The sequence below is a fragment of the Micromonospora sp. NPDC049048 genome (assembly GCF_043197615.1).
Classification (GTDB): Bacteria; Actinomycetota; Actinomycetes; order Mycobacteriales; family Micromonosporaceae; genus Micromonospora.
Genome location: NZ_JBICTM010000006.1, coordinates 20,287 through 41,658 on the forward strand (window position 1 = coordinate 20,287; position 21,372 = coordinate 41,658).

Here is a 21,372-nt window from a genome sequence, read left to right on the forward strand (position 1 = left end):
GGATGGCGATCATCGCGCTGGTGTCGGCGAAGGGCTCCCCGGGCGTCACCACCACCGCCCTGGCCTGCGCCCTGACCTGGCACCGGCGGCTGGTGCTCGCCGAGTGCGACCCGGCCGGCGGGTCGATCCTCGCCGGCTACCTGGGCGGCGCGCTCGACGGCCCCCGGGGCATCGGCGAGCTGGCGGTCGGCGAGTTGCGCGACGGCAGCCTGGAGTCGGCGTTCTGGTCGCAGCTGGTCGACCTGGACGCGCCGAAGCGGGAGCGGCTGCTGCTGCCCGGCGTCGTCGATCCCGCCCAGGCTGGCAGCGTCACCCCGCTCTGGCAGCGGTTCGCCGACTTCTTCGGCAGCCTGGAGGGCGGCGACCCGCCGTACGACGTGGTGGTGGACTGCGGGCGGCTGCACGTCGTCGGTCCACCGTGGCCCGTCCTGCGCGCCGCCTCGGTGGTGCTGCTGGTCAGCGGCGCCCGGCTGCCCGACCTCTCCGGCACCCGGGCGCTGGTCCGGACGATCGAGCGGGACTTCGCCGAGCACCGGGTGCCGCCGGGCACCTTGCGGCTGCTGCTGGTCGGCGACGGCCACGGCAGCGGCGAGGTCAGCAAGGCGCTGCGGCTGCCGGTGATCGCCCGGCTGCCGCACGACCCGCGTACGGCCGAGGTGCTCAACCTGGGCGGCACGGTGCGGGCCGGTCGACCCCTGATGCGCGCGGCCGGAGCCCTGGAGGTACCGGTCGGGGCGCTGCTGGAACGCCGGCGCGCCCGGCTGGCCTGGCCCGTGTCGCAGGGGGTGCCGGATGCGGTTTGAACCGGTCTCCGGCGACCCGCGCCGGTACCCGCCCGGCGCCACGTCGACCGTGCCGCCGCTGGCCCCGCCCAACGGCCGGCACCATTCGGCCCCGCTGCCGGTGCCGGTCGCCGCGCCCCGGCCCGAGCCGCCTCCCCGGCCCCGGGTCGACTTCCAGGTGGTCCGCGAGCTGCGCCGGGAACTCAGCGAACGGCTCACCCTGTGGCAGCGCGGCCGGGAGTTCACCGTCGACGAGGAGGACACCGAGCGCGCCCGGCTCGCCGTGGCGGTGGTGGCCGAGTACGCCGACGCGGTGCGCCGGGCCGGCACCCCGATGGCGGCCGGCGAGGAGCGCATCCTGCTCGACCAGGTGACCGCCGAGCTGGCCGGGCTCGGCCGCCTCCAGACGCTGCTCGTCGACGACACCATCGAGGAGGTCCACATCCTCGGCTGCGACCAGGTACGCGTCACCCGCCACGGCGGCGGGGTCGACTGGGTGGAGCCGATCGCCGACAGCGACGACGAACTGGTGGAGATCCTCCAGGCGGCGGCCCGCCGGGCGGGGGCCACCGAGCGCTCGCTGTCGACCTCCAAGCCCACGCTCGACCTGCAACTGCCGGACGGCAGTCGGCTCGCCGCGGTGTTCCTGGTCAGTCACCGCCCGTACGCGGTCATCCGCAAGCACAACACGCTGGACGTGAGCCTCGACGACCTCGCCGGGGGCCGCGACGACCTCGACGAGATGATCGATCCGCTGGTGCGCGACTTCCTCCGCGCGTCCCTGCGCGCCGGGCTGAACATCATGGTGGCGGGGCTCGCCGGCGCCGGGAAGACCACCGTCATCCGGGCGCTGATGGACGAGATCCCGGCCGACGAGCCGTACGTGCTGCTGGAGGAGAGCCGCGAGCTGCTGCCGGCCCGCCGCCGGCTCAAGCACCGGGCGGTGATGAGCTTCGAGGCCCGAGAGGGGCACGGCGAACGCGGGGCGGACGGCCGCCCGGCCGGCGAGGTGAGCATCGCCGACCTGATCCCGGTCTCCCTGCGCATGGGCGTGCTGCGGATCATCGTCGGCGAGGTCCGGTCCCGGGAGATCGTCCCGATGCTCCAGGCCATGACGACCAGCCGTGGCTCGATGTGCACCATCCACGCGCGTACGCCCGCCGGGGTGAGCGAGCGGATCATCGAGCTGGCGCTCGCGCACGGCCGGGAGATGACCGTCGACCAGGCCCGCCGGATGGCCGGCAACGCGCTCGACCTGATCGTCTACGTCACCGTCGAGGACGAGACGGCGATCGGCGGGCGCAAGCACCGCTTCGTCTCGCACATCGAGGAGGTCATCGGCGTCGGCGACGGCAACCGGATCACCACCACCCAGGTTTTCGGGCCCGGGCCGGACGGGCGGGCCGTACCCCGGCACCTGCCCGAACGGATCCGCGCCCAGCTCCTCCGCGTCGGCTACGACGCCCGGCTGCTCAGCCGGTGGATCGAGGCCGGCACGGGCGCGTGGCGGCGGCCCCGGCACACCCGCCTCGGGCGGCGGTGACCCCCGTGCTGGACAACGTCCAACTCATCGCGGTGGTCTCCGGGGCCGCCTGCGTCGCGGGGCTGCTGCTGGCGGTCGTCGCGCTGGTCGGCACCCGCCGGCCACCCGGCGGGCCCGGCGCGGGCCGGGGGCTCGACCGGCTGTGGAAGGGTTCCGGCACCACCGCGCGCGAGCAGCGGGCGCACCAGGCGCTGCTCGTCGGCGCCCTGGTCGCGGGCGCGCTGGCCTTCCTGCTCACCGGTCTGCCGGTGGTCGGCCTGCTGGTCGCGGTGGCCGTTCCGGGCACCCCGTGGCTGTTCTCCGTCGGCAAGGCCGAGCAGCGGGCCATCGCCCGCGTCGAGGCGGTCGGCGAGTGGACGCGCCGGCTCAAGGACGTCTCCGCCACCGGCCAGGGACTCCAGCAGACGATCATCGGCACCGTCGCCACCGCGCCGGAGGAGATCCAGGAGGAGGTACGGCTGCTCGCCGCCCGGCTCCAGGCCGGCTGGCTGGCCCGCTCCGCCCTGCTCGCCTTCGCCGACGAGATCGGCGACCCCGTCTGCGACCAGGTGGTGGCGGCACTGATCCTGCACGTGACCGACCGGGGCGACCGCCTCGGCGACGTGCTCGGCTCGATCGCGCAGGCGGCGGCGGCCGAGGTGGCCACCCGCCGCGAGATCGAGGCGAAGCGCACCCAGCCCCGCTTCGCGGTGCGCTTCCTCACCGGGATGACCCTGGCCACCGTCGCGTACGGGCTGCTCAACACCGAGTACATCAGCCCGTACGGCACGCCCTTCGGGCAGCTCGTGATGGCGGCGCTCGGCGCGGCCTTCGTCGGCCTGCTGGCCTGGGTGCGGTCGATGAGCCAGCCCCGCCGGCCGGCGCGCTTCCTGCCCGCGCCGAACCCGGAAGAGGTGTTGGTGTGAGCGCGAGGAGTGAGCCTGCGAGCCCTGCAGTCGCGAACGAAAGGCCGGCCCCGTGAGCGCGAGGAGTGAGCCTGCGAGCCCCGCAGTCGCGAACGAAAGGCCAGCCCCGTGAGCGCGAGGAGTGAGCCTGCGAGCCCCGCAGTCGCGAACGAAAGGCCAGCCCCGTGAGTGTCGTCGTCAACTGGCAGCTCGCGATCGCCGTCTGCGGCGGGGCGGCGGTCGGGTTGGGCGTCTTCCTGGTGGTCCGCGAGCTGGTGCCGGCCACCCCCGCGCTCGGGCCCGCGCTGCGCCGGCTGCACCAACCGGCCGGCGGCGGGCAGCTCGCCGCGCCCGTCGACCGGCGCCTGGAGTGGCTCACCGGGCTGTCCGGCTGGCTGCGGCCACCGCACCGGCAGCTCGCCCTGATCGACCGGACGCCCGAGCAGTACGCCCTGTCGATGCTGCTCTCCACGCTGATCGGGCTCGCCGCGCCGACGCTGCTCGGCGCCACCCTGTTCGCCGTCGGCATCCGGCTGCCGTTCGTCGTACCCGTGCTCGGCAGCCTCGGGCTGGCGCTGCTCTGCGCCCTGATCGCGCACCGGTCGGTGCTGGACCAGGCAGAGAAGGCGCGCGACGAGTTCCGGCAGGCGGTCTGCACCTACCTGGACCTGGTCGCCCTGCAACTCTCCGCCGCGCACGGGCCGGTGCAGTCGCTGGAGCGGGCGGCGGCGGTCTGCGACGGCTGGGTCTTCGACCGCATCTCCGAGTCCCTGCGGATCGCCCAGATGCAGATGCACTCGCCGTGGGACGAGCTTCGCGACCTCGCCGAGCGCATCGGCATCCCGGAACTGGGCGACGTCGGGGCGATCATGCGCGCCTCCGGCAGCGAGGGCGCGCAGGTGCACGAGACCCTGCGCAGCCGCGCCGACTCGCTGCGCGACCAGATCCGCACCGACAGCCTGGCGCGGGCCGAGGGGGTGACGAGCCGGCTCGACATTCCCGGGGCGCTGCTCGTCTTCGTCCTGCTCGGCTTCGCCGTCTATCCGTTCGTCGCCCGCCTGTGATCCGTCCCCGAGAGAAGGAGCACGTCATGTCCGTCATCAACCGCCTGCACATCGCCCTGACGACACGCCTGGCCGAGCTGCGCGAGGACGGCGAGCGGGGCGACAGCCCCGTACCCACCGCCGTGATCATCTTCGGTCTGGTCGCCGTGGCGATGGCGGTCACCGCCGCCGCCCTCGCCTCCGCGAACGACTGGATGGACAACATTCCCACCCACCAGGACCCGAAGTAACGCCGGGTCGTGCGCCGAGCAGACTCCGCCCCGGGGTGCCGGGCGGCCACCGCCGCCCGGCACCCCGTCACGTCCGTCGTCAGCCGTCGCGCCGTCGCCTGGCGGGTCACGGCCGGCGGGGACGAGCGCGGGGCCAGCCCGGTCGAGCTGGCGGTGGTGCTGCCGGCGATCCTGCTGCTCCTCTTCGCGTCGATCCAGACCGCCGCCTGGTTCGTGGCCCGCTCCACCGCGCTCCACGCCGCACAGAGCGGGGTCAACGCCCAGCGGCTGCACCAGGCGCCGGCCGGGGCCGGCAAGGCCCGGGCCGTCCAGTTCCTGCGGGCCTCGGGCGGTTGGCTCGTCGGCTGGGAGGATCCCGAGCCGAGTTGCCAACGCACCAGGACCGAGGTGACCTGCACGGTGGGCGGGCGGTCCCTGTCGGTCGTACCCGGGGTCAGCTTCCGGGTACGCCAGACCGCCCACGGGACCGTGGAACGGTGGACCAGGCCATGAGTCGTACCGCCGAGCGGGGCTCGGTCTCGATCGAGGTGGCGGTGCTCGCCCCGGCCTTCATCGCGCTGATCGTGCTGGCCGGCGTGGCCGGGCGTACCGCCGTGGCGGGCGAGGCGATCGACGCCGCCGCCCACGACGCCGCCCGGGCCGCCTCGATCTCCCGGGACGCGCGCACGGCCCGCGCCGAGGCCCGGGACGCGGCCCGCCGGCAGCTCGACTGGCGCGGGCTGAACTGCACCGGAACTCCCGAGGTGACGTTCAGCGGCGCGGTGGGCGGCGCCCCCACCAGCTTCGACGCGGCGTTCCGCAGCCCGGTCGGGCGGGACGCCTCGGTCACCGTCCGGATCGCGTGCACGGTCTCCTACGCGGACCTGCGCCTGTCCGCCCTGCCGGGGATGCCCGGCGGCACGCGCGTGTCGGCGAGCTTCACGTCGCCGCTGGACCGCTACCGGAGCAGGGGATGACCACCGCCGGCCGGTGCGACCGGGGTCGGGTGAGCATCTTCCTCGCCGTGGCGATGTTCGGTGTCCTCGCCGTCATCGCCATGGCCTTCGACGGCGCGGGCCAGCTCCGCACGTTGCAGCGGGCCGACAACCTCGCGGCCGAGGCAGCCCGCGCCGGCGGCCAGGCCATCGACCGCGCCACCGCCATCGAGGGCGGACCCACCCGGATCAACATCCCACAGGCCCGCCGGGCCGTCGCCGGCTACCTCGCCGCGGCCGGCGCCGCCGGCCACACCGTCAGCTTCCCGGTCGTCGAGGGGGAGACCCGGGTCCGGGTACGCGTCACCGTCACGCACCGCAGATCCCTGCTCGGCCTGTTCGGCTTCGACGAGACCGTCACCGTCTCCGGGGAGGCGACCGCGCGGCCGCTCACCGGGGCACCGTAAGGAAGGGAAGGCAGCCATGGCCGCATCGGGGCGTTCCGTCGTACGGCGGACCGGACGGATCCTGACCGGGTTCGGCGCGCTCGTCGTGCTCTGCGCGGTGCTGGTCGGCGCGCCGGTGGCGCTGCTCGCCCTCGCCGGCAACCCGCTGCCCGACCACGTTCCCACCGTCGCGGAGATCGGCTCGACGCTGACCAGCCGCGACGACGGGCGGCTCTTCCTGCGGGCGCTGGCCCTGGCCGGCTGGTTCGGCTGGGCCACGTTCGCCTTCTCCGTGCTGGTCGAGCTCTGCGCGCAGGTGCTGCGCCGGCCCGCGCCCCGACTGCCCGGCATGAGCCGCCAGCAGCGGGCCGCCGCCGCGCTGGTCGGTTCCGTCGCGCTGATCCTCGCGGCGAGCCCGGCGGCGAGCGCGGCGACGGCGGTCGCCGGCCCGTACGCGACGACGGCGGCCTCGGCCGCGTCGGTGGCCCGTGCGGAGGCCGCCCCGCTGTCGCACACCTGGCCCGCCTCGACGGCTCAGGTCGCCCGGCCGCTGTCGGCCGCCCTGCCCGCTCAGCCCGCCACGGATGTTCCGCACGTGCGGCCCGCGTCGGCCACCTCGGACGCGTCGGCAGTCTCGGACGCGTCGGTCACCTCCGACGACGGGGTGGCGGTCTACCGGGTGGCCCGGGGCGATCACCTGGGCGCCGTCGCCCAGCGCTACCTGGACGAGTTCGACGACTACCGGGAACTGGCGAAGCTGAACCGGCTCGGCGACCCCGACCGGATCCACCCGGGGCAGCTCCTGAAGCTTCCCGGAGACGCCGAGGACCGGGGTGCCCGCCGGCACGCCACCGGCCGCCTCGTCGCCCGCCCGACCACGCCCGCGCCCGCGCGGCCGGCTCCGCAACCGGCGCCCGGGCAGGCCACCCCCGAACGCGCGACGCCGGCCCCGCCGGCGGCCGAGGCCCCGGTGTTGCCGGCGACGGACGCTGGTCAGGCCCCCACGGTGACGGTGGGGGCGGCCCGGGCCAGCGACCCCGACCGGGTGAACCGGCCCCTCGCGGTCTCCGCCGTCCTGGCGGTGGCGAGCATCGTCGGCGCGCAGATCGGCGCGGTCCTGGGCCTGCGCCGCCGCCCGGCGCACGTGCCGGCGGGCGCGGGCCGGTCCACGGTCGCCGCCCGCCGTGGCACCGTCCTGGCGGGACGCGGCGCGGGTCGCGGAGGGGTCCGCACCACGTCGCGCGGCAGGTCGACCACGGCCGGCCGGGGCGGTACGGACAGCCACGAGGCGGCATCCCCTGCCGGCCCCTCTGCGCACCCCAGCGACCACGCGGGCACGACCGCCCCGGGCGCCGGCACCCACGACAACGGGCTGACCGGCCGGGCCCACAGCGGCTCCACGCCCGACACGTCGATCGGCCGCCACCGCCGCCCCTGACCGACCCGCCGTGGGCGGTGGGCAGAGTGGTGCCGTGTTCCACACCGTGGGCGTGACCCACGCCGGCCGGGTGGGACCCGGTCAGGGGAGGCGGGTCTCCAGGACGCCGTTGACGACGCGGGTCGGCAGGATCTGCTGGTCGTTGCCGGACGGGCCGTGCACGACCTCGCCGCCGTTGAGGCGGAACGCGCTGCCGTGCCACGGGCAGACGACGCACGCGTGCCCGTCGATCTCCTGCACCTCGCCCTCGCCCAGCGGGCCGCTCTGGTGCGGGCAACGCTCCAGCATGACGGTGACCTCTTCGCCGTGCCGGTAGAGGATCACCGAGACGTCGTCGACCTCCCGGGTGATCAGCTCGCGCTGCGGGAGGGTGGCCATGTCGGCGATGGAGTGCCAGCCGTCGCTCATCCGGTGCAGCTCGGAGATGCTCTGATTGACCTGCGCGCCCTGCTTGTACGCCAGATGCCCGCCGAGGTACGCCCCCATGCTGGCCGCGCCGAGGCCGAGGAAGCCGAGCGTACGGCCGAGGTTGTGCCGGCCGGTCGTCCGGGCGGCCACCGAGCCGGCGTAGAACGCGAGGCCGACACTGTTGGCCGCGGCGTGCACCAGGCCGACCCGGCGTTGGTCGCGAGCCAGCGCGGCCCAGTCGTTGAGGCCGGCGACCGCGGCCGGCAGCGCGCTGACCGTACCCACCGCGCACAGGGTGGTGGCGGCCCGGCGCTGCCCCGGCATCAGGTCCAGCATCGCCGTGCTGATCCACGCGCCGACCGGCACCTGCACCATCGCCGGGTGCAGCGGATGGCCCAGCCAGACGCCGTGCAGCAGGTCACGGACCCGCTGCGGTCGGAGGGTGGCCTGGACGGCACGCTGCAACCGGTCGCCGACCCGGTCCAGCCCGGATGCCTGCTCGATCTTCGTCAGGATTGCTCGCACCCGTACCGACTTCCCGGCAGGAGCCGCCGCAAACCGGTCGGCGGTGACGGATCCGCAGCGGTACGTGAGGAGGCCCCCGCCGGCCCGTAAACGGGACGCGCCGCTGGCCGGGCGTGGGAATCGGGTCGCGGACCGTACCGTCCACGGCCACTGTGGTCCGCGTGTACGCACTCTCCTCCCGCCTGTTGCCGGCCGGTCGACCGGCGAGCCGCCTGACGCTCGCGCTGGGGCAGCCCCGGGCCGTGCCGCCCCCGTTGCTGATGCTGCTCGGCATGCTCTCCACCCAGGTCGGGGCGGCCGTCGCCAAGCAACTCTTCGGCAGCACCAGCGCGGGCGGCACCACCACGCTGCGGCTCGGCTTCGCCGCGCTCGTCCTGCTGGTCCTGGCCCGGCCGGGGCTGCGCCTCGGCTGGCGTACCGCCGGGCTGGTCGGGGCGTTCGGGCTGTCCCTGGCGGTCATGAACCTCGCCTTCTACGCGGCTCTGGAACGGGTGCCGCTCGGCGTCGCGGTCACCATCGGCTTCGCCGGGCCGCTGCTGGTGTCGCTCACCGCCAGCCGCCGGCTCGCCGACGTGGCGTGGGCGGTGCTGGCCGGCGGCGGGGTGCTGCTGATCAGTGGGCTCGGCGGGACCGGGGTGGACCGGTTGGGGCTGCTGTGCTGCCTGGCGGTGGCGGTCGGCTGGGCCGGCTACGTGCTGCTCGGCAAGGCGGTCAGCGCCCGGGTGCCGGGCAGCCGGGGCCTCGCGCTGGGGATGACCGTCGCCGCGCTGGCCGTACTGCCGTTCGGGGTCGCCAGCAGCGGCACGGCCCTGCTCGACCCGTGGACCCTCGCGCTGGGCGCGGCGGTGGCCCTGCTGTCGTCGGTGCTGCCGTACTCGGCGGAGATGGCGGCGCTGCGCCGGATGCCGGCCCGGGTCTTCGCGATCCTGCTCAGCCTGGAACCTGCGATCGGCGCGCTGGTCGGGCTGGTGCTGCTGGGCGAGCTGCTGGCCTGGCCGCAGGTGGCCGGGGTGGCCTGCGTGGTGGGCGCCGCGCTGGGCGCCACCCTGGTCCGCCCGCGCCGGCCCTGACGCCCCTGGCGCCTCGGCGCCGCCCCGCACCGGCGCCCCTGGCGCCACCGGCACCGCCGGGGGCATGCTGTCCCGATGGGCGTACGCGTCGAACGCGCCGCGGCGGTGACCACGGTGATCCTGGACCGGCCGGCGGCCCGCAACGCGGTCGACGGGGCGACGGCGCGGGCGCTGGCCGACGCGTTCCGCGCCTTCGAGGCCGACCCCGACGCCTCGGTGGCGGTCCTCTGGGGAGCCGGCGGCACGTTCTGCGCCGGGGCCGACCTGAAGGCCATCGGCACGCCGAGCGGCAACCGGGTCGAGGCGCAGGGGGACGGCCCGATGGGTCCGACCCGGATGGCGCTCAGCAAGCCGGTGATCGCCGCGATCTCCGGTCACGCGGTGGCCGGCGGGTTGGAGCTGGCGCTCTGGTGCGACCTACGGGTCGCCGAGTCCGACGCGGTGCTCGGGGTGTTCTGCCGCCGCTGGGGGGTGCCGTTGATCGACGGGGGCACGGTCCGGCTGCCCCGGCTGATCGGCGAGAGCCGGGCGATGGACCTGATCCTCACCGGCCGGCCGGTGCCGGCCCACGAGGCGTACGACATGGGGTTGGTGAACCGGCTGGTCGCGCCGGGCGAGTCCCGGGCGGCGGCCGAGCGGCTGGCGGCCGAGATCGCCCGGCACCCGCAGACCTGCCTGCGCAACGACCGGGCCGCGGTGCTCGCCGGCGCCGGCCTGCCGGAACCGGCGGCGCTGGAGGTCGAGCTGGCGTACGGGACGGAGTCGCTGGCCGCCGACGCGGCGGCCGGGGCCGCCCGGTTCGCCGCCGGCGCGGGCCGGCACGGCGAGCCCGCGCGCTGAGGGCGGCGTGCGACCCACCGAAGCCCGTCGGCACCCCGGAACGCCCCGGTGGATCGGCACACCGCGCCCCCGGGCGCCTCGGCTAGCCTGCACGGGTGCGCAGACCGGTTACGGCCCCTGGTCCGACCCGTCGGGAACTGTTGGCGGCGGCGACCGTCGCGCTACTCGGCACGGGTGCCTGCGCCGACGAGAAGCTTGAGCCGGGCAAGCGGGAGGATCCCGACCCGGAGCTGCTCATCGCCGGGCTGACCGCCGGGCTGTCCCGGGAGAACCCCTACCGCGATCCGGACTCCACGGAGCGGGCGACGGCCCGGCAGGCGGTACGCGCCCTGCTCGACGACTGGAGCACCACCGCCGACACGGATCCGCTCTTCGCGGAACTGGGCCTGGACGCCCACCACGGGGCCGACCCCGCGACCGGCAGGCCGTTCAGCCTCTACCTCGCCAGCGGCTCCGACGACCGGACGTGGGGTGCCGTGCTGGTGGACCGGAGCGCGACGCCACGCACGGTCATCGAGGTGCCGCATCCGGGGTTCGACATCAACACGGAGAAGTTGGGGCTGTCGCTGCACCGCCAGGTGCCCGCCAGCGTGCTCCTGGTCGCCGGCGCCCACCGGGAGGCCGGGAACGGCGACGCCGACGTGGCGCACAACAAGAGGTCGCTGTTCCACGTCCTCGCGATCGAGTTCGCCGAGAACGGCCTCGACCAGGTCCAGCTGCACGGCTTCGCCGACCGGAACCTGCCGTCCTCCGACGCCGTGGTGTCGACCGGCTCGGCCCCGGTGCGTCCGGTCGCCCGCCGGATCGCCGACGGCCTCTCCGACGCCGGCCTGAAGGTCTGCCGGGCGTGGGTCAACCGGTGCGGCCAACTGGAGGGGAAGCGCAACGAGCAGGGCCGCGCCGCCGCCGAGGCGAAGAGCGTCTTCGTGCACCTGGAGCTGAGCTGGTCCTTCCGGCGCGACGCGGAGGCCAGGGACCTGGTGGTGGCCGCGCTGGCGGGCCAACTCACCCCGGCGTGACCCCCGGCCGCGTCAGATCCGGCGGGCGGTCCGCCAGCGCAGCGCCCAGTAGCCCGTGCCGTCGAGGATCGACTCGCCGCCGAGGTCGCCCATGGTCGGCCCGTTGGCCGTGGTACGGCTGGAGATGAACCGGTGGTGGCCACGGTCGTCCACACCGAGGTACATCCCGGAGTGCTCGATGTTGGCGCCCTGCACCGGGCCTGCGTTGAAGAAGAGCAGGTCTCCGGGGAGCAGCCGGTCGAGTTCGCGCGCCCGCTTGCCGGTGTTCGGCATCAGCAGGGTGCCCGGTCCCACGGCGGCCATCGCGTACGCGCGGCGGGGCAGACCCGGGCCGGCGGTGTTGGTGCCGCGCAGGGGGTAGCCGAGCCGGTAGCCGTAGACCATCCGCAGGAAGCCCGAGCAGTCCAGGCTCCGGATGTGCGCCGCCGCGGGCTTCTCCTCCTTGTCGGGGAACGACCACGACACCCCGAGGTAGTCGTAGAAGTCCGAGTTCTCCGCGCGGCCGTCCGGGTCCTTGTCCGACAGTGGCCCGAAGGCCGCGTCGCCGGAGTACTGGCGTCCCTCCGCGTCCTTCTTCGGCTTCGCCACATAGGTGTACTCGCGGGCCACCGCCAGCACATCCGGTGAACGGTCCTTGCGGGCCTTCGCCAGCCAGTCGACGAACCACTTCTCCTTCTCCGCGCCCGCCCGCCACTCCTTCGGGGCGAGCCGCACCCAGAACTCGGCCTCCACCTTGGCCTTGGTGAACCGTGGCTCGGCGAAGGTGCGTCGCGGGCCGGCGATGTGCACCGTACGGGCACCGTCGGTCATGATCGCGACCGTCCTGCCCTCCGCATCGAGCATCTCGGTCCGGTCCGGCCCGGTCAACCGCCGGTAGTTTTCGCCGGCGGTCGTGCTGGCGACCTCGGCCTCCTCGCCCAGAGTCAGCTCGACCGGCTCGGGGGTGGTGTGGCGCACGGCCACGTAGGTGAAGGAGCTCCCACCCGCCAGGAGGGCGAAGGCGGCGACGGTCATCAGCATCGCCTGGGTACGGGAGTAGGTCCGGTAGTTCATGCCGATCCCTCGTAGGTGGGTCTCAGTCAGGTGACCGGGACGAAGCCGGCCACGACGCCGCTGAAGGCAACGCCGTAGGTGATGGCGGTGACCATCAGAGTGGCCAGCACGGTCGCCTTCGGCGGCTGCCGCACGAGCTGGTACGCGATCAGCCCCGGGGCCACGAAGCCCAGGGTCTGGTGCGCGAAGAGCAGCGGCAGGTCACGCTGGACGATCACGAAGAGCGTCATCTGGAGGAAGACGCTGAGCAGCACGATCGCGGCGAAGAGGCGCTTGCCGTAGAGGATCACCATCCGCTGCATCAGCCGGGTGAGGCCGTAGGTGACGACGGTCATCACGACGATCACCCCCGCCTGTAGCGGGTCCTCGATCAGGGCCAACGCGATCCAGCCCGGGGTGATCATGCCGCCGGGCGACAGGTTGGTGGTCAGATAGCAGAGCAGCGCGAAGACCAGGCCGATGCCGAGGCAGGCGGTGGCGAGCTGCGCACTGAGTTCTCCTCCGAACGTCACCGACGGGTCCTTTCCAGGAAGACGGTCTCGCCGTCCAGGTCGAAACCGGGCGTCGTCTGCGTCCGGAGCATCGAGTCGCCGCGGGCGCCGTCCTGCGGCTCCCAGCTCGGCAGCGCGGCCAGTTCGTGCAACAGCACCTCGCCCTGTCCGTGGATGTTGCCGACCGCCACCACGGACCCGTTCTCGCCCGCGGCCGCCATGACCTCGGCCAGCAACCGGTCCGGCGGGAGCTTGCCGCCCAGGTCGACGACCCGGCTCTGCAGCTCGGCCGGAACGTTGACCCGGGCGCTGCGGGTCATCTCACCGATCAGCACGACGCTCTGCGGCTGCACCCGGCCGGCGAGCGTACCCATCTGCCCGTTCCGCTCCACACGGTCGGGCCGGCAGTTGATCACCATCGTCAACGGCCGGCCGATCAGCCGCTGCTTCTCGAGCTGTTCGATGTTCATGTACGTCGACTCCGGGTCGTTGGCCGCGAAGATGTTGGCGAACCGGACCCGCTGGTTGCGGTGCAGGACCCGGGCGACGGACAGCACTCCGGGATCGGGCGGCGCCGACCACATGCCCGTCAGCGCGCTGCGCCGGTCGACCCCGAGTTCAGCGGCGACGGCGAGCGCGATGGCCACGTTCTCCTTGAACGTGATCCACCCGAAGCCGGCCATCTCCTGATCCGTCACCGACTCCGGGTCCACCGCGATCAACCGGCAGTTCCGCCTGGCCGCCTCCTGCTCCAGGATCGACAGCCTGTCCTTCTCGGCGGTGATGCAGATGCCGCCCTCGGGCATCGAGCGGCTCAGCGACCGCGCGACGTCGTCGAGGGTGGGGCCCATCTCGGCGAGGTGGTCCTCCCGGACGTTGCACAGCACCCCGATGTTCGACCGGATCAGCTTGCTCTGGTTGATCTCCTGAAGCGCCGGCATCACCGCCATGCACTCGATCACCAGCGAGTCCGGGTGGTAGACGGCGGCCCGCCGGACGATGCCGATCTGCTCCACGACGTTGGCGATCCCGAACTTGCGGTGCACCGGTTCCTCGCTGGCGTCCGGGAAGATGAACCGGGCGGCGGTGCCGGTGGTCTTCGCCACCACCACCTTCCCGCCACCGCGCAGCGCGCCCGCACAGAGCCGGGTGATCGAACTCTTGCCCCGGATCCCGTTCACCAGCACCCGGTGCGGGATGGTGTTGAGGTTGCGGTAGTGGTTGCGCTGCTCGATCACTCCCGCCACCACGAGCGCGAGGCAGCAGAGGCTGTAGACGGTGTAGAGGTAGAACATGTCAGCCCTTCGTCGCCCGGCTGCCGTGCGCCCCCGCCGTCCGCCGGACCCGCGGCAGGACCGTGGTGCGGTCGGTGCCCGCACCGCGCATGCGCAGCGCCCCACCGAACCGGACGGACCCGGTGTGGCGGACCTGGCGGCAGATCTCCATGCACATGGCGAGCGCGCCGATGTCGTCGTGACGCTGCGGCGGCACCGGCAGGTCGAGCGTCCCCTGACTCATGCGGTCGGCGAAGGACGCGAGCCGCCGCAACGGCCGGACGAAGATGTAGAGCTGCCAGACGTGCGTGAGCAGGATGATGCCCACCACCCCGCCGGCCAGCAGCAGCGTCCAGCGCCGCTCGACCGACGCCGGCAGGCGCAGGACCGCGACGTCCTGTTCGACCACGACGGCCCACTCGAGGTGCGCGACCGTCGACGGCGCGGTCAGCCCGGTGGCGGCGATCAGCGCGGGCTGCCCGTCCCCGGTGGTCGACCGGCCGACGGTCGTGCCCGGCAACACCTCGACGGCGACTTCCCGAGCCAGTTCGCCCTGTAGCGGCTGGAAGACCTGGAAACCCTCCGAGTCCAGGATCGTACGCAGATCCGCGTCGACGACCCGGACCCGACCGTCGACCCGGCGGACCAGAGCGAGGAGGCGGTCCGGGTCGAACTCCCCGATCACCGCGTGGCCGTCGTCGAGCTGGTTGAAGGCGTACACCACCGGCAGCCGGTCCACGGCGTTGTCGAGGCGCACGCCGATCTCGCCCGGCACCGGCTCGGCGGTACGCAGCGGATCCCGGCCGGCCCCGGCCACCACCTTTCCGCTCTGATCCACCAGGTAGAGCGCCCGGAACCGTCGCTCGTCGCCGAGTTCCCGCTCAAGCATCCGCTCGGTCCGCGCCACGTCCCGCACGTCCACCGCCCGGGAGACGCGCGAGGCCGTCGACAGCCCGTCGTTCAGCAGGTTGCCGAGGGCGCTGCTGGCTTCCTCCGCCCGGTTCTCCTCGTCGCGTACCAGTTGGACGGGGATCGTCGGATCGTCGGCCTGGAACGCGATCACGATGGCCGCCGCCGGCCAGAGCAGGGCGACCACGACGGCGACGGTCAGTCCCTGGAGCACGGTCGGCCGCCACCGGTTGCCCGGTGCGAACTGGTCACCGGAGGTCAGCGCCAGTGCGCGCGCGATCCGATGGGCCTCGCGGATCCGCATCGGAGCGCGCTGCGGCGTCTGGGCGCCGCAGGCGTCGGCCTTGGCCTGGCTGAGGAGCGCCCGCACCGGCCGGACCAACGACTTGCGCATGAGCAGGAAGCTGGCCAGGGCCGTGACCAGCAGGCTGGCCCCGAGCAGGATCCCGCCGACGCTCGAGGTGCCCTCGCTGACCTCCGTGCTGAGCAGGGAGACGACCACGAGCCCGGTGTCGCCGACCGGCGCGGACGAGACCAGCAACCGGCGGTCCGCCCACTCCTTGACCACGATCTCGCGGCTCTGTCGCGAGCCGGACGCGGACAGCCCCTCGAAGACCTTCGGCAGGTGTCCGGGGGCGACGGTGTTCGCGCCCTGCATCAGGCTGCTGCGGCCGTCGGCCGTGAGCATGTGGACGCCGTGTCCCGCGTCCGGGTTGAGCCGCAGGTTGCGCATGGTCACCGGGCGCGTCGCCAGGACGACACGCGTGCCGTCCAGCACGGCGGGATACACCAGCAGCGGGCCGTCCGCCGTGGTGACCGCGAACGCGTGACCGGTCGGCAGCACCGGTGGCAGCAGGTCCATGGGCGGGGCGGCGCCCTTGGCGGCCAGGACCTGCCGGGACGTCGTCTCCACGACCGCCGCGCCGTTGTATCCGGTGCCGTCGCCGACCACCCGGGCCAGCAACTCGGCGTCGGGCGTCGTCCCCCGCGCGGACACCGTGCGTTCCAGCTCGACGAAGGTGCGGCTCGCCTCGAGTCGCAGACTGGAGGCCAGCTTCGTCACGACGTCCCGCTGCGAGTCGACCACTGCCGGCAGCACGCCGCGCTGGCCGTGGAGCGCGAAGCCCAGGACGGCGACGGCGACGACGAACATCGTGGCCCAGAGGTAGACCAGGGACGGCGCGCTCGTCCCGGCCGGGAAGGCCGCCGCCGGCAACTGCTGGTCCAGGGCCCGCCGCCGCCAGGCCACCAGCTGCTTCTGATCCTCGACGGAGCCCGCGTCGAAGTCCTTTAAGGCGAGCGGCGCCGACCTGCCTGGCATGAACGACAACCTCTCCCGGTACAGCCCCCCGTCGGATCACCCGGATCCGTCTGACCTGCCGACCGGCAGGCGGTCGCGGCGAGATGCTAGCAAGGGGCTGTCGAAGGTGGTCCGTGACCGATCGGTCGTCGCCGTTGGGACGCCGGCGGCTAGCGGGGCGGGGCGACCCCGCGCACCACGAGGCCCGCCGATTCGGTTGCCCTGGTCAGGAGGTTTCCTTCGATCCGCTCGACCGCCGCCTCGTAGATCCTGCGCCGTCCGGGTGAGAGCGCCGGATCGGCCAACCGCTGTTCGAGATCGACCAAACGGATGGCCGGATTAAGATCAACGAAGGTGGGGAGCGCCTCAACAGCCACCACCTTCCACCTCTTCGTCTGCCGCGTCGGGGCGAAGGTGACCCGGACCATCGCACCGTCCCGGTTGACGTTCAGCGGCTCGGCGTGCCGGGCGATCTGGTTGCCCATGCCGTAGATGATCCAGGTGCCGTCGATCCGCTCGATCGGCTGCACGACGTGCGCGTGGTGCCCGAAGACGACGTCCACGTCCTCGATGGCGGCGACCTGGCGGGCCCAGGTCTGCTGGTCGACGTCCGGCTCGTGCTCGTACTCCGTGCCCCAGTGCAGGCTGACCACGACGATCTCGGCGCCGGCCTCGCGGGACGCCGCGGCGTCGCGCCGGATCGCCTCCACGTCGATCAGGTTCGCCACCCACTCCTTGCCGGCCGGGGGGCGCAGGCCGTTGAAGCTCTTGGTGTAGCTGAGGTGGCCGATCTTCACGTCCTTGGCCCGGTAGATCTTGGGCTCGCCGGACTCCCGCTTCGTCCGGTAGGTGCCGGTGTGCCCGAGGCCCGCCTGGTCCAGCGCGTCGAGGGTCCGCTTGATGCCGTCCTGCCCCTGGTCGAGGCTGTGGTTCGACGCGGTCGAGCAGCCGTCGTACCCCGTGCTCTTGATGGCCTGCACCACCTCGCGCGGCACGCTGAACTTGGGGAAGCCGATGTACGGGCCTCCCGGCGGGGCCAGCGGGGTCTCCAGGTGACACAGGGCCAGGTCGGCCGCGCTGACCGCCTGGCGCACCGGGGCCAGCATCGGGCCGAAGTCCAGCTGGCCACCGCCGTCGCGGCGGGCCTGGTCCCACAACTCGGGGTGGACGAGGATGTCGCCCGCACCGAGCACGGAAACGGTACGGCCGTCGACCTGCACGGGAGCGCCCACCGGACGGGGAGCACCGCCCGACAGGGGCGCTTCCGACGACCAGGGCCCGAGGGCGTAGATGGCGCCCAGCGCCAACGCCACAGCGGTCACGCTGCTGAGAACCGCCCGCACCGGACCCGGGAGCCCACGGCCGCCCGAGTGAGAATCGCTCGCCACCGCGCCAGGCTAGTACGCCCGCCGACTTCCCGATCTCCGGAGCCCGCCACGGCACCGTGCCGCCGACCGTCGCCGGACGGTCGGCGGCAGCGGGGCCGTCACGGGGTCGGCACGGCCACCGGACCGGGCACCACGGCGGGCCCGGGAACCACCACCGGCGTGCCGACGGGGGTGAGCAGGGCGCGGGCGGCCACCGCCATCCGGCGGCGCTGCGGCACCAGGGCCCTGCCGGCGAAGACGTCGTAGTCCCGCGCGGCCACCTCGTCCAGGATCCCGCCGTACAGCGCGTACGCGGTGCGCATGCAGGCCTGCGAGGCGGGTGCGAGCAACGTGATCCCGGGGGCCGCGGCGGCGTAGTGCGTCTGGGCGCGGGTCACCTCGTACGCGATCAGCTCCCGGATCCGCGGCGTGGCGTGACGCCGGGCGCGCGCCTCGACCAACTCCTCGCGGGTGACGCCGAACTGGGCCATGTCGTCGTCGGGCAGGTAGGTCCGCCCCCGGTCGAGGTCCTCGGCCACGTCCCGGATGAAGTTGGTGAGCTGGAAGGCGAAGCCGAGCTGGCGGGCCGGCTCCCGGGCCGCCGCCGGGTCGGAGCTGCCCAGGATCGGCAGCATCATGGTGCCGATCACCGCCGCCGAGCCCTCCATGTAGTCGAGCAGCTGGTCGTAGGTGCGGTACGAGGTGACCGTCAGGTCCATCGCCATGCTCTTGAGGAAGGACGCGAAGTCGTCCCGGTCGAGATCGAAGACGGCGATCGTGTGCAGCACGGCGGGGAGCAGCGGGTCGTCCACCGGTTCGCCGTGCAGCCCGGCGACGAAGCGGCCGGCCCAGTCGTCGAGTCGGGCCGCGCGCTCGGCCGGGGGCAGCTCCTCCGTGCGGTCGACGATCTCGTCGGCGTAGCGCGTGAATCCATACAAGGCGTGGACATGTCGCCGTTTCCATGTGGGTAGGAGCCGGGTGGCGAGATAGTAGGTGCGGCCGTGCCGTTTGTGCAGCTCACGGCAGCGGCCATAGGCCGCGGCGAGATCGGTGTCCACCGGCCCTCCTCAATTACCGACGCAACAATCGACGCAACTCGTAGCCTAGGGTACGCTCGGCCGCATGGCCAACGACGCAGTTACGGGTGACTCGCTCCGCGTCGTTCCTGTCGGCCCGGCCGAGGGGGACGATCCCGTTCGCGCGGTCCTGGCCGCGTACACGAAGGACCTGGTCACGGCGGTGGAGAGCACTCTCGCCGGTTTCCTGGCCACCGAGGTCGACGCGCTGACCGAGATCGACGCGGCGATGGGCGGATTCGCCGCGACGGCGCGCGACTGCGTGCTGGCCGCCGGTAAGCGGGTCCGCCCCACGTTCGCCTACTGGGGGTGGCGTGGCGTGCCGGACGGCACCGGTCCGCTGGCGTCGGTGCTGCCCGCGTTCGCCGCCCTGGAACTGCTGCACACCTTCGCGCTCGTGCAGGACGACGTGATGGACGCCTCCGCCACCCGCCGGGGCCAGCCGAGCGTGCACGAGGCGCTGGCCGCCCGGCACGCCGCCGCCGGCCACCGGGGCGACCCGCGTCGGTTCGGCGAGACGGTCGCGGTGCTGATCGGCGACCTCTGCATGGTGTGGGCCGATCGGCTGCTCGGGCAGGCGGCGCTGCCGCCGGCCCGCCTGCTCGACGTGCGGCGCTGCTACGACCAGATGCGCGTGGAGACGATCGCCGGGCAGTACCTCGACGTGCTCGGCGAGAGCGACGCGGCGAACTGGTCGGCCGGCCGGGCACTGCGGGTCGCCCGCTACAAGACCGCGAGCTACACGGTGCAACGGCCACTGCTCCTCGGCGCCCGCCTTGCCGGCGTCACCGACGACTCGCTGACCGCCGCCTACACCCGCTACGGGCTCGCCGTCGGCGAGGCCTTCCAGCTTCGCGACGACCTCCTCGGCGTCTACGGCGACCCGGCGGCCACCGGCAAGCCGGCCGGCGACGACCTGCGCACCGGCAAGCCGACCGTGCTGCTCATGCTGGCCCGGCAGCTCGCCACCCCGACCCAGCGGCGCGCGCTGGACGGTCTCGGCGCCGGCATGGGAGACGCGGAGGTCGACCGCCTCGCCGAACTGGTCGCCGGCACCGGGGCCGTCGAGCGGGTCGAGCGCATGATCTCCGACCGGGTCACCGAGGCGCTGGCCGCGCTCGGCACCGCGTCGATCGACGAGACCGCCCGCACAGCGCTGGCCGGTCTCGCCACCGCCGCCACCAGTCGGCGGGCATGATGGGCAACTTCGCACAAGGAGGTGGTCGCGTGCGCACCGTCGACGGGCGTACGGACCGGGTGGTCGTCGTCGGAGCCGGGCTCGGCGGTCTGGCCTGCGCGCTGCACCTGGCGGGCAGCGGTCGGCAGGTGACCGTGCTGGAGCGCGAGCCGGTGCCGGGTGGCCGGGCCGGCCGCCTCAGCGTGGACGGCTACGAGTTCGACACCGGGCCGACCGTGCTCACCATGCCCGACCTGATCGCCGAGGCGCTCGGTGCGGTCGGTGAGGAGTTGGACGACTGGCTCGACCTCACCCCGCTCGACCCGGCCTACCGGGCGTACTACCCGGACGGCTCGACCCTCGACGTCATCACCGACACCACCCGGATGGCCGCCGAGATCGCCCGGGTGTGCGGGCCCCGCGAGGCGGACGGCTACCTGCGCTTCGTCGACTACGCGCGCAAGCTCTGGCAGTGGGAACGCGCCGACTTCATCGAGCGCAACCTGGACGCCCCCACCGACCTGCTCACCGGCAACCTGGTCAGGTTGCTGGCCGGCGGCGCGTTCCGGCGGCTCCAGACGAAGATCAACCAGTTCTTCCGGGATCCCCGCACCCAGCGGATCTTCTCCTTCCAGGCGATGTACGCGGGCCTCGCGCCGCACGACGCGCTGGCCATCTACGCGGTCATCGCGTACCTCGACTCGGTGGCCGGCGTCTACTTCCCGCGCGGCGGCATCCACGCGGTCTCCCGGGGCATGGCCGGCGCCGCCGAGAAGCACGGCGTCGAGATCCGCTACGACACCACGGTGACCCGGGTGGAGACCGCGCACGGCCGGGCCAGCGGCGTCGTGACCGCCGACGGCGAGCTGATCCCGGCCGACGTGGTCGTGCTCAATCCCGACCTGCCGGTCGCCTACCGGGACCTGCTGCCCCCGAGCCGTCCGCGCCGGCTCACCTACTCCCCCTCCTGCGTGGTCCTGCACGTCGGGTCGACCCGGGGATATGGGAAGATCGCCCACCACAACATCCACTTCGGACGGTCGTGGAAGGGCACCTTCGATGAGGTCATCCGGCGGGGCGAGCTGATGAGCGACCCGTCCCTGCTGGTCACCAACCCGAGCCGGACCGACCCGTCCGTGGCGCCCGCCGGGCGGCACACCTACTACGTGCTCGCCCCGGTGCCCAACCTCGACCGGGCGCCCTTCGACTGGCGGGGCGACCTCACCGAGCGCTACGCCGACCAGCTCGTCGGCACCCTGGAGGAGCGCGGCTATGTCGGCTTCGGCGCCGGCGTCGAGGTGCTGCGGGCGGTGACCCCGGCCGAGTGGGCGGAGCAGGGCATGGCCGCCGGCACCCCGTTCGCCGCCGCGCACAGCCTCTTCCAGACCGGCCCGTTCCGCCCGTCGAACCTGCACCGGACGCTGTCGAACGTCGTCTTCGTCGGCTCGGGCACCCAGCCCGGCGTCGGCGTGCCCATGGTGCTCATCTCCGGCAAGCTCGCCGCCGGCCGCATCACCGGAGGTGCCTGATGGCCCTCCCCCTCCGACCCGGGAGACACCTGC

Annotated in this window: 20 protein-coding genes and 1 pseudogene; 14 read left to right on the forward strand and 7 right to left on the reverse strand. The window is 73.8% G+C overall.

Translation table 11 applies throughout. The features are described 5' to 3' along the window. Window positions 1–2 precede the first annotated feature (2 nt). The 9 genes and pseudogenes from ACGFIG_RS19605 to ACGFIG_RS19645 all read left to right on the forward strand — a co-directional run. Window positions 3–803, forward strand: coding sequence for a ParA family protein (locus ACGFIG_RS19605; RefSeq protein WP_393004771.1), 801 nt, complete (start codon window positions 3–5; stop codon window positions 801–803). Beyond that, window positions 793–2,325, forward strand: a complete 1,533-nt coding sequence (locus ACGFIG_RS19610; protein ID WP_393004773.1) for a CpaF family protein — start codon at window positions 793–795, stop codon at window positions 2,323–2,325. The genes ACGFIG_RS19605 and ACGFIG_RS19610 overlap by 11 nt, the downstream gene beginning before the upstream one ends. Continuing rightward, window positions 2,286–3,230 carry a type II secretion system F family protein gene (locus ACGFIG_RS19615; protein WP_393004775.1) on the forward strand — a complete coding sequence of 315 codons (945 nt, stop codon included), beginning with the start codon at window positions 2,286–2,288 and terminating at the stop codon, window positions 3,228–3,230. Before ACGFIG_RS19610 ends, ACGFIG_RS19615 begins: the two co-directional genes overlap by 40 nt. Before the next feature lie 164 nt (window positions 3,231–3,394). Continuing rightward, window positions 3,395–4,273 (forward strand): type II secretion system F family protein, encoded by an 879-nt coding sequence (locus ACGFIG_RS19620; RefSeq protein ID WP_393004776.1) that lies wholly within the window; start codon window positions 3,395–3,397, stop codon window positions 4,271–4,273. 26 nt (window positions 4,274–4,299) lie between these two features. Further along, window positions 4,300–4,503 carry a hypothetical protein gene (locus ACGFIG_RS19625; protein WP_393004778.1) on the forward strand — a complete coding sequence of 68 codons (204 nt, stop codon included), beginning with the start codon at window positions 4,300–4,302 and terminating at the stop codon, window positions 4,501–4,503. Window positions 4,504–4,512: 9 nt separating this feature from the next. Beyond that, complete coding sequence (locus ACGFIG_RS19630; protein ID WP_393004780.1) at window positions 4,513–4,995, forward strand: TadE/TadG family type IV pilus assembly protein; 483 nt, start codon at window positions 4,513–4,515, stop codon at window positions 4,993–4,995. Continuing rightward, the gene (locus ACGFIG_RS19635) at window positions 4,992–5,459 is read left to right on the forward strand and encodes a TadE/TadG family type IV pilus assembly protein (RefSeq protein ID WP_393004782.1); all 468 of its coding nucleotides are present in this window, start codon (window positions 4,992–4,994) and stop codon (window positions 5,457–5,459) included. Before ACGFIG_RS19630 ends, ACGFIG_RS19635 begins: the two co-directional genes overlap by 4 nt. Continuing rightward, entirely contained in the window at window positions 5,456–5,884 is a 429-nt protein-coding gene (locus ACGFIG_RS19640; RefSeq protein ID WP_393004783.1) for a hypothetical protein, read from the forward strand. Before ACGFIG_RS19635 ends, ACGFIG_RS19640 begins: the two co-directional genes overlap by 4 nt. Before the next feature lie 16 nt (window positions 5,885–5,900). Continuing rightward, window positions 5,901–7,049 (forward strand): annotated as a pseudogene (locus ACGFIG_RS19645) (LysM peptidoglycan-binding domain-containing protein); the annotation flags it as partial. A 333-nt stretch (window positions 7,050–7,382) separates the two neighbouring features. Here the strand turns inward: ACGFIG_RS19645 and ACGFIG_RS19650 are convergent. Then, a complete protein-coding gene (locus ACGFIG_RS19650) occupies window positions 7,383–8,234 on the reverse strand; it encodes a Rieske 2Fe-2S domain-containing protein (RefSeq protein ID WP_393004784.1) in 852 nt (283 codons plus the stop codon). Between the two features lie 161 nt (window positions 8,235–8,395). Here ACGFIG_RS19650 and ACGFIG_RS19655 point away from each other — a divergent pair, with 161 nt between their 5' ends. From ACGFIG_RS19655 to ACGFIG_RS19665, 3 genes are all read left to right on the forward strand, one after another. Further along, window positions 8,396–9,304: a DMT family transporter gene (locus ACGFIG_RS19655; RefSeq protein WP_393004786.1), complete on the forward strand. Its 909-nt coding sequence runs from the start codon at window positions 8,396–8,398 to the stop codon at window positions 9,302–9,304. Between the two features lie 75 nt (window positions 9,305–9,379). Beyond that, window positions 9,380–10,144: a crotonase/enoyl-CoA hydratase family protein gene (locus ACGFIG_RS19660; RefSeq protein ID WP_393004787.1), complete on the forward strand. Its 765-nt coding sequence runs from the start codon at window positions 9,380–9,382 to the stop codon at window positions 10,142–10,144. Window positions 10,145–10,239: 95 nt separating this feature from the next. After that, a complete protein-coding gene (locus ACGFIG_RS19665; RefSeq protein WP_393004788.1) occupies window positions 10,240–11,163 on the forward strand; it encodes a hypothetical protein in 924 nt (307 codons plus the stop codon). 12 nt (window positions 11,164–11,175) lie between these two features. On the opposite strand, the gene ACGFIG_RS19670 is transcribed toward ACGFIG_RS19665, so the two are convergent. From ACGFIG_RS19670 to ACGFIG_RS19695, 6 genes are all read right to left on the reverse strand, one after another. Next, window positions 11,176–12,216: a C40 family peptidase gene (locus tag ACGFIG_RS19670; RefSeq protein ID WP_393004789.1), complete on the reverse strand. Its 1,041-nt coding sequence runs from the start codon at window positions 12,214–12,216 to the stop codon at window positions 11,176–11,178. A gap of 26 nt (window positions 12,217–12,242) precedes the next feature. After that, complete coding sequence (locus tag ACGFIG_RS19675) at window positions 12,243–12,728, reverse strand: poly-gamma-glutamate biosynthesis protein PgsC/CapC (RefSeq protein ID WP_393004791.1); 486 nt, start codon at window positions 12,726–12,728, stop codon at window positions 12,243–12,245. Next, window positions 12,725–14,002, reverse strand: a complete 1,278-nt coding sequence (pgsB, locus tag ACGFIG_RS19680) for a poly-gamma-glutamate synthase PgsB (protein WP_393004793.1) — start codon at window positions 14,000–14,002, stop codon at window positions 12,725–12,727. The genes ACGFIG_RS19675 and pgsB overlap by 4 nt, the downstream gene beginning before the upstream one ends. A gap of 1 nt (window position 14,003) precedes the next feature. Next, the gene (locus tag ACGFIG_RS19685; protein ID WP_393004795.1) at window positions 14,004–16,211 is read right to left on the reverse strand and encodes a HAMP domain-containing protein; all 2,208 of its coding nucleotides are present in this window, start codon (window positions 16,209–16,211) and stop codon (window positions 14,004–14,006) included. Between the two features lie 149 nt (window positions 16,212–16,360). After that, window positions 16,361–17,512, reverse strand: a complete 1,152-nt coding sequence (locus ACGFIG_RS19690) for a CapA family protein (protein WP_393004797.1) — start codon at window positions 17,510–17,512, stop codon at window positions 16,361–16,363. Between the two features lie 164 nt (window positions 17,513–17,676). Next, window positions 17,677–18,615 (reverse strand): phytoene/squalene synthase family protein, encoded by a 939-nt coding sequence (locus ACGFIG_RS19695; RefSeq protein ID WP_393004799.1) that lies wholly within the window; start codon window positions 18,613–18,615, stop codon window positions 17,677–17,679. Between the two features lie 64 nt (window positions 18,616–18,679). Between ACGFIG_RS19695 and ACGFIG_RS19700 the strand changes: the two genes are divergently transcribed. Together ACGFIG_RS19700 and crtI are read left to right on the forward strand one after the other, a co-directional pair. Then, complete coding sequence (locus ACGFIG_RS19700; protein WP_393004801.1) at window positions 18,680–19,831, forward strand: polyprenyl synthetase family protein; 1,152 nt, start codon at window positions 18,680–18,682, stop codon at window positions 19,829–19,831. Beyond that, window positions 19,831–21,339, forward strand: coding sequence for a phytoene desaturase family protein (gene crtI, locus ACGFIG_RS19705; RefSeq protein WP_393005572.1), 1,509 nt, complete (start codon window positions 19,831–19,833; stop codon window positions 21,337–21,339). The genes ACGFIG_RS19700 and crtI overlap by 1 nt, the downstream gene beginning before the upstream one ends. Window positions 21,340–21,372: the final 33 nt, after the last annotated feature.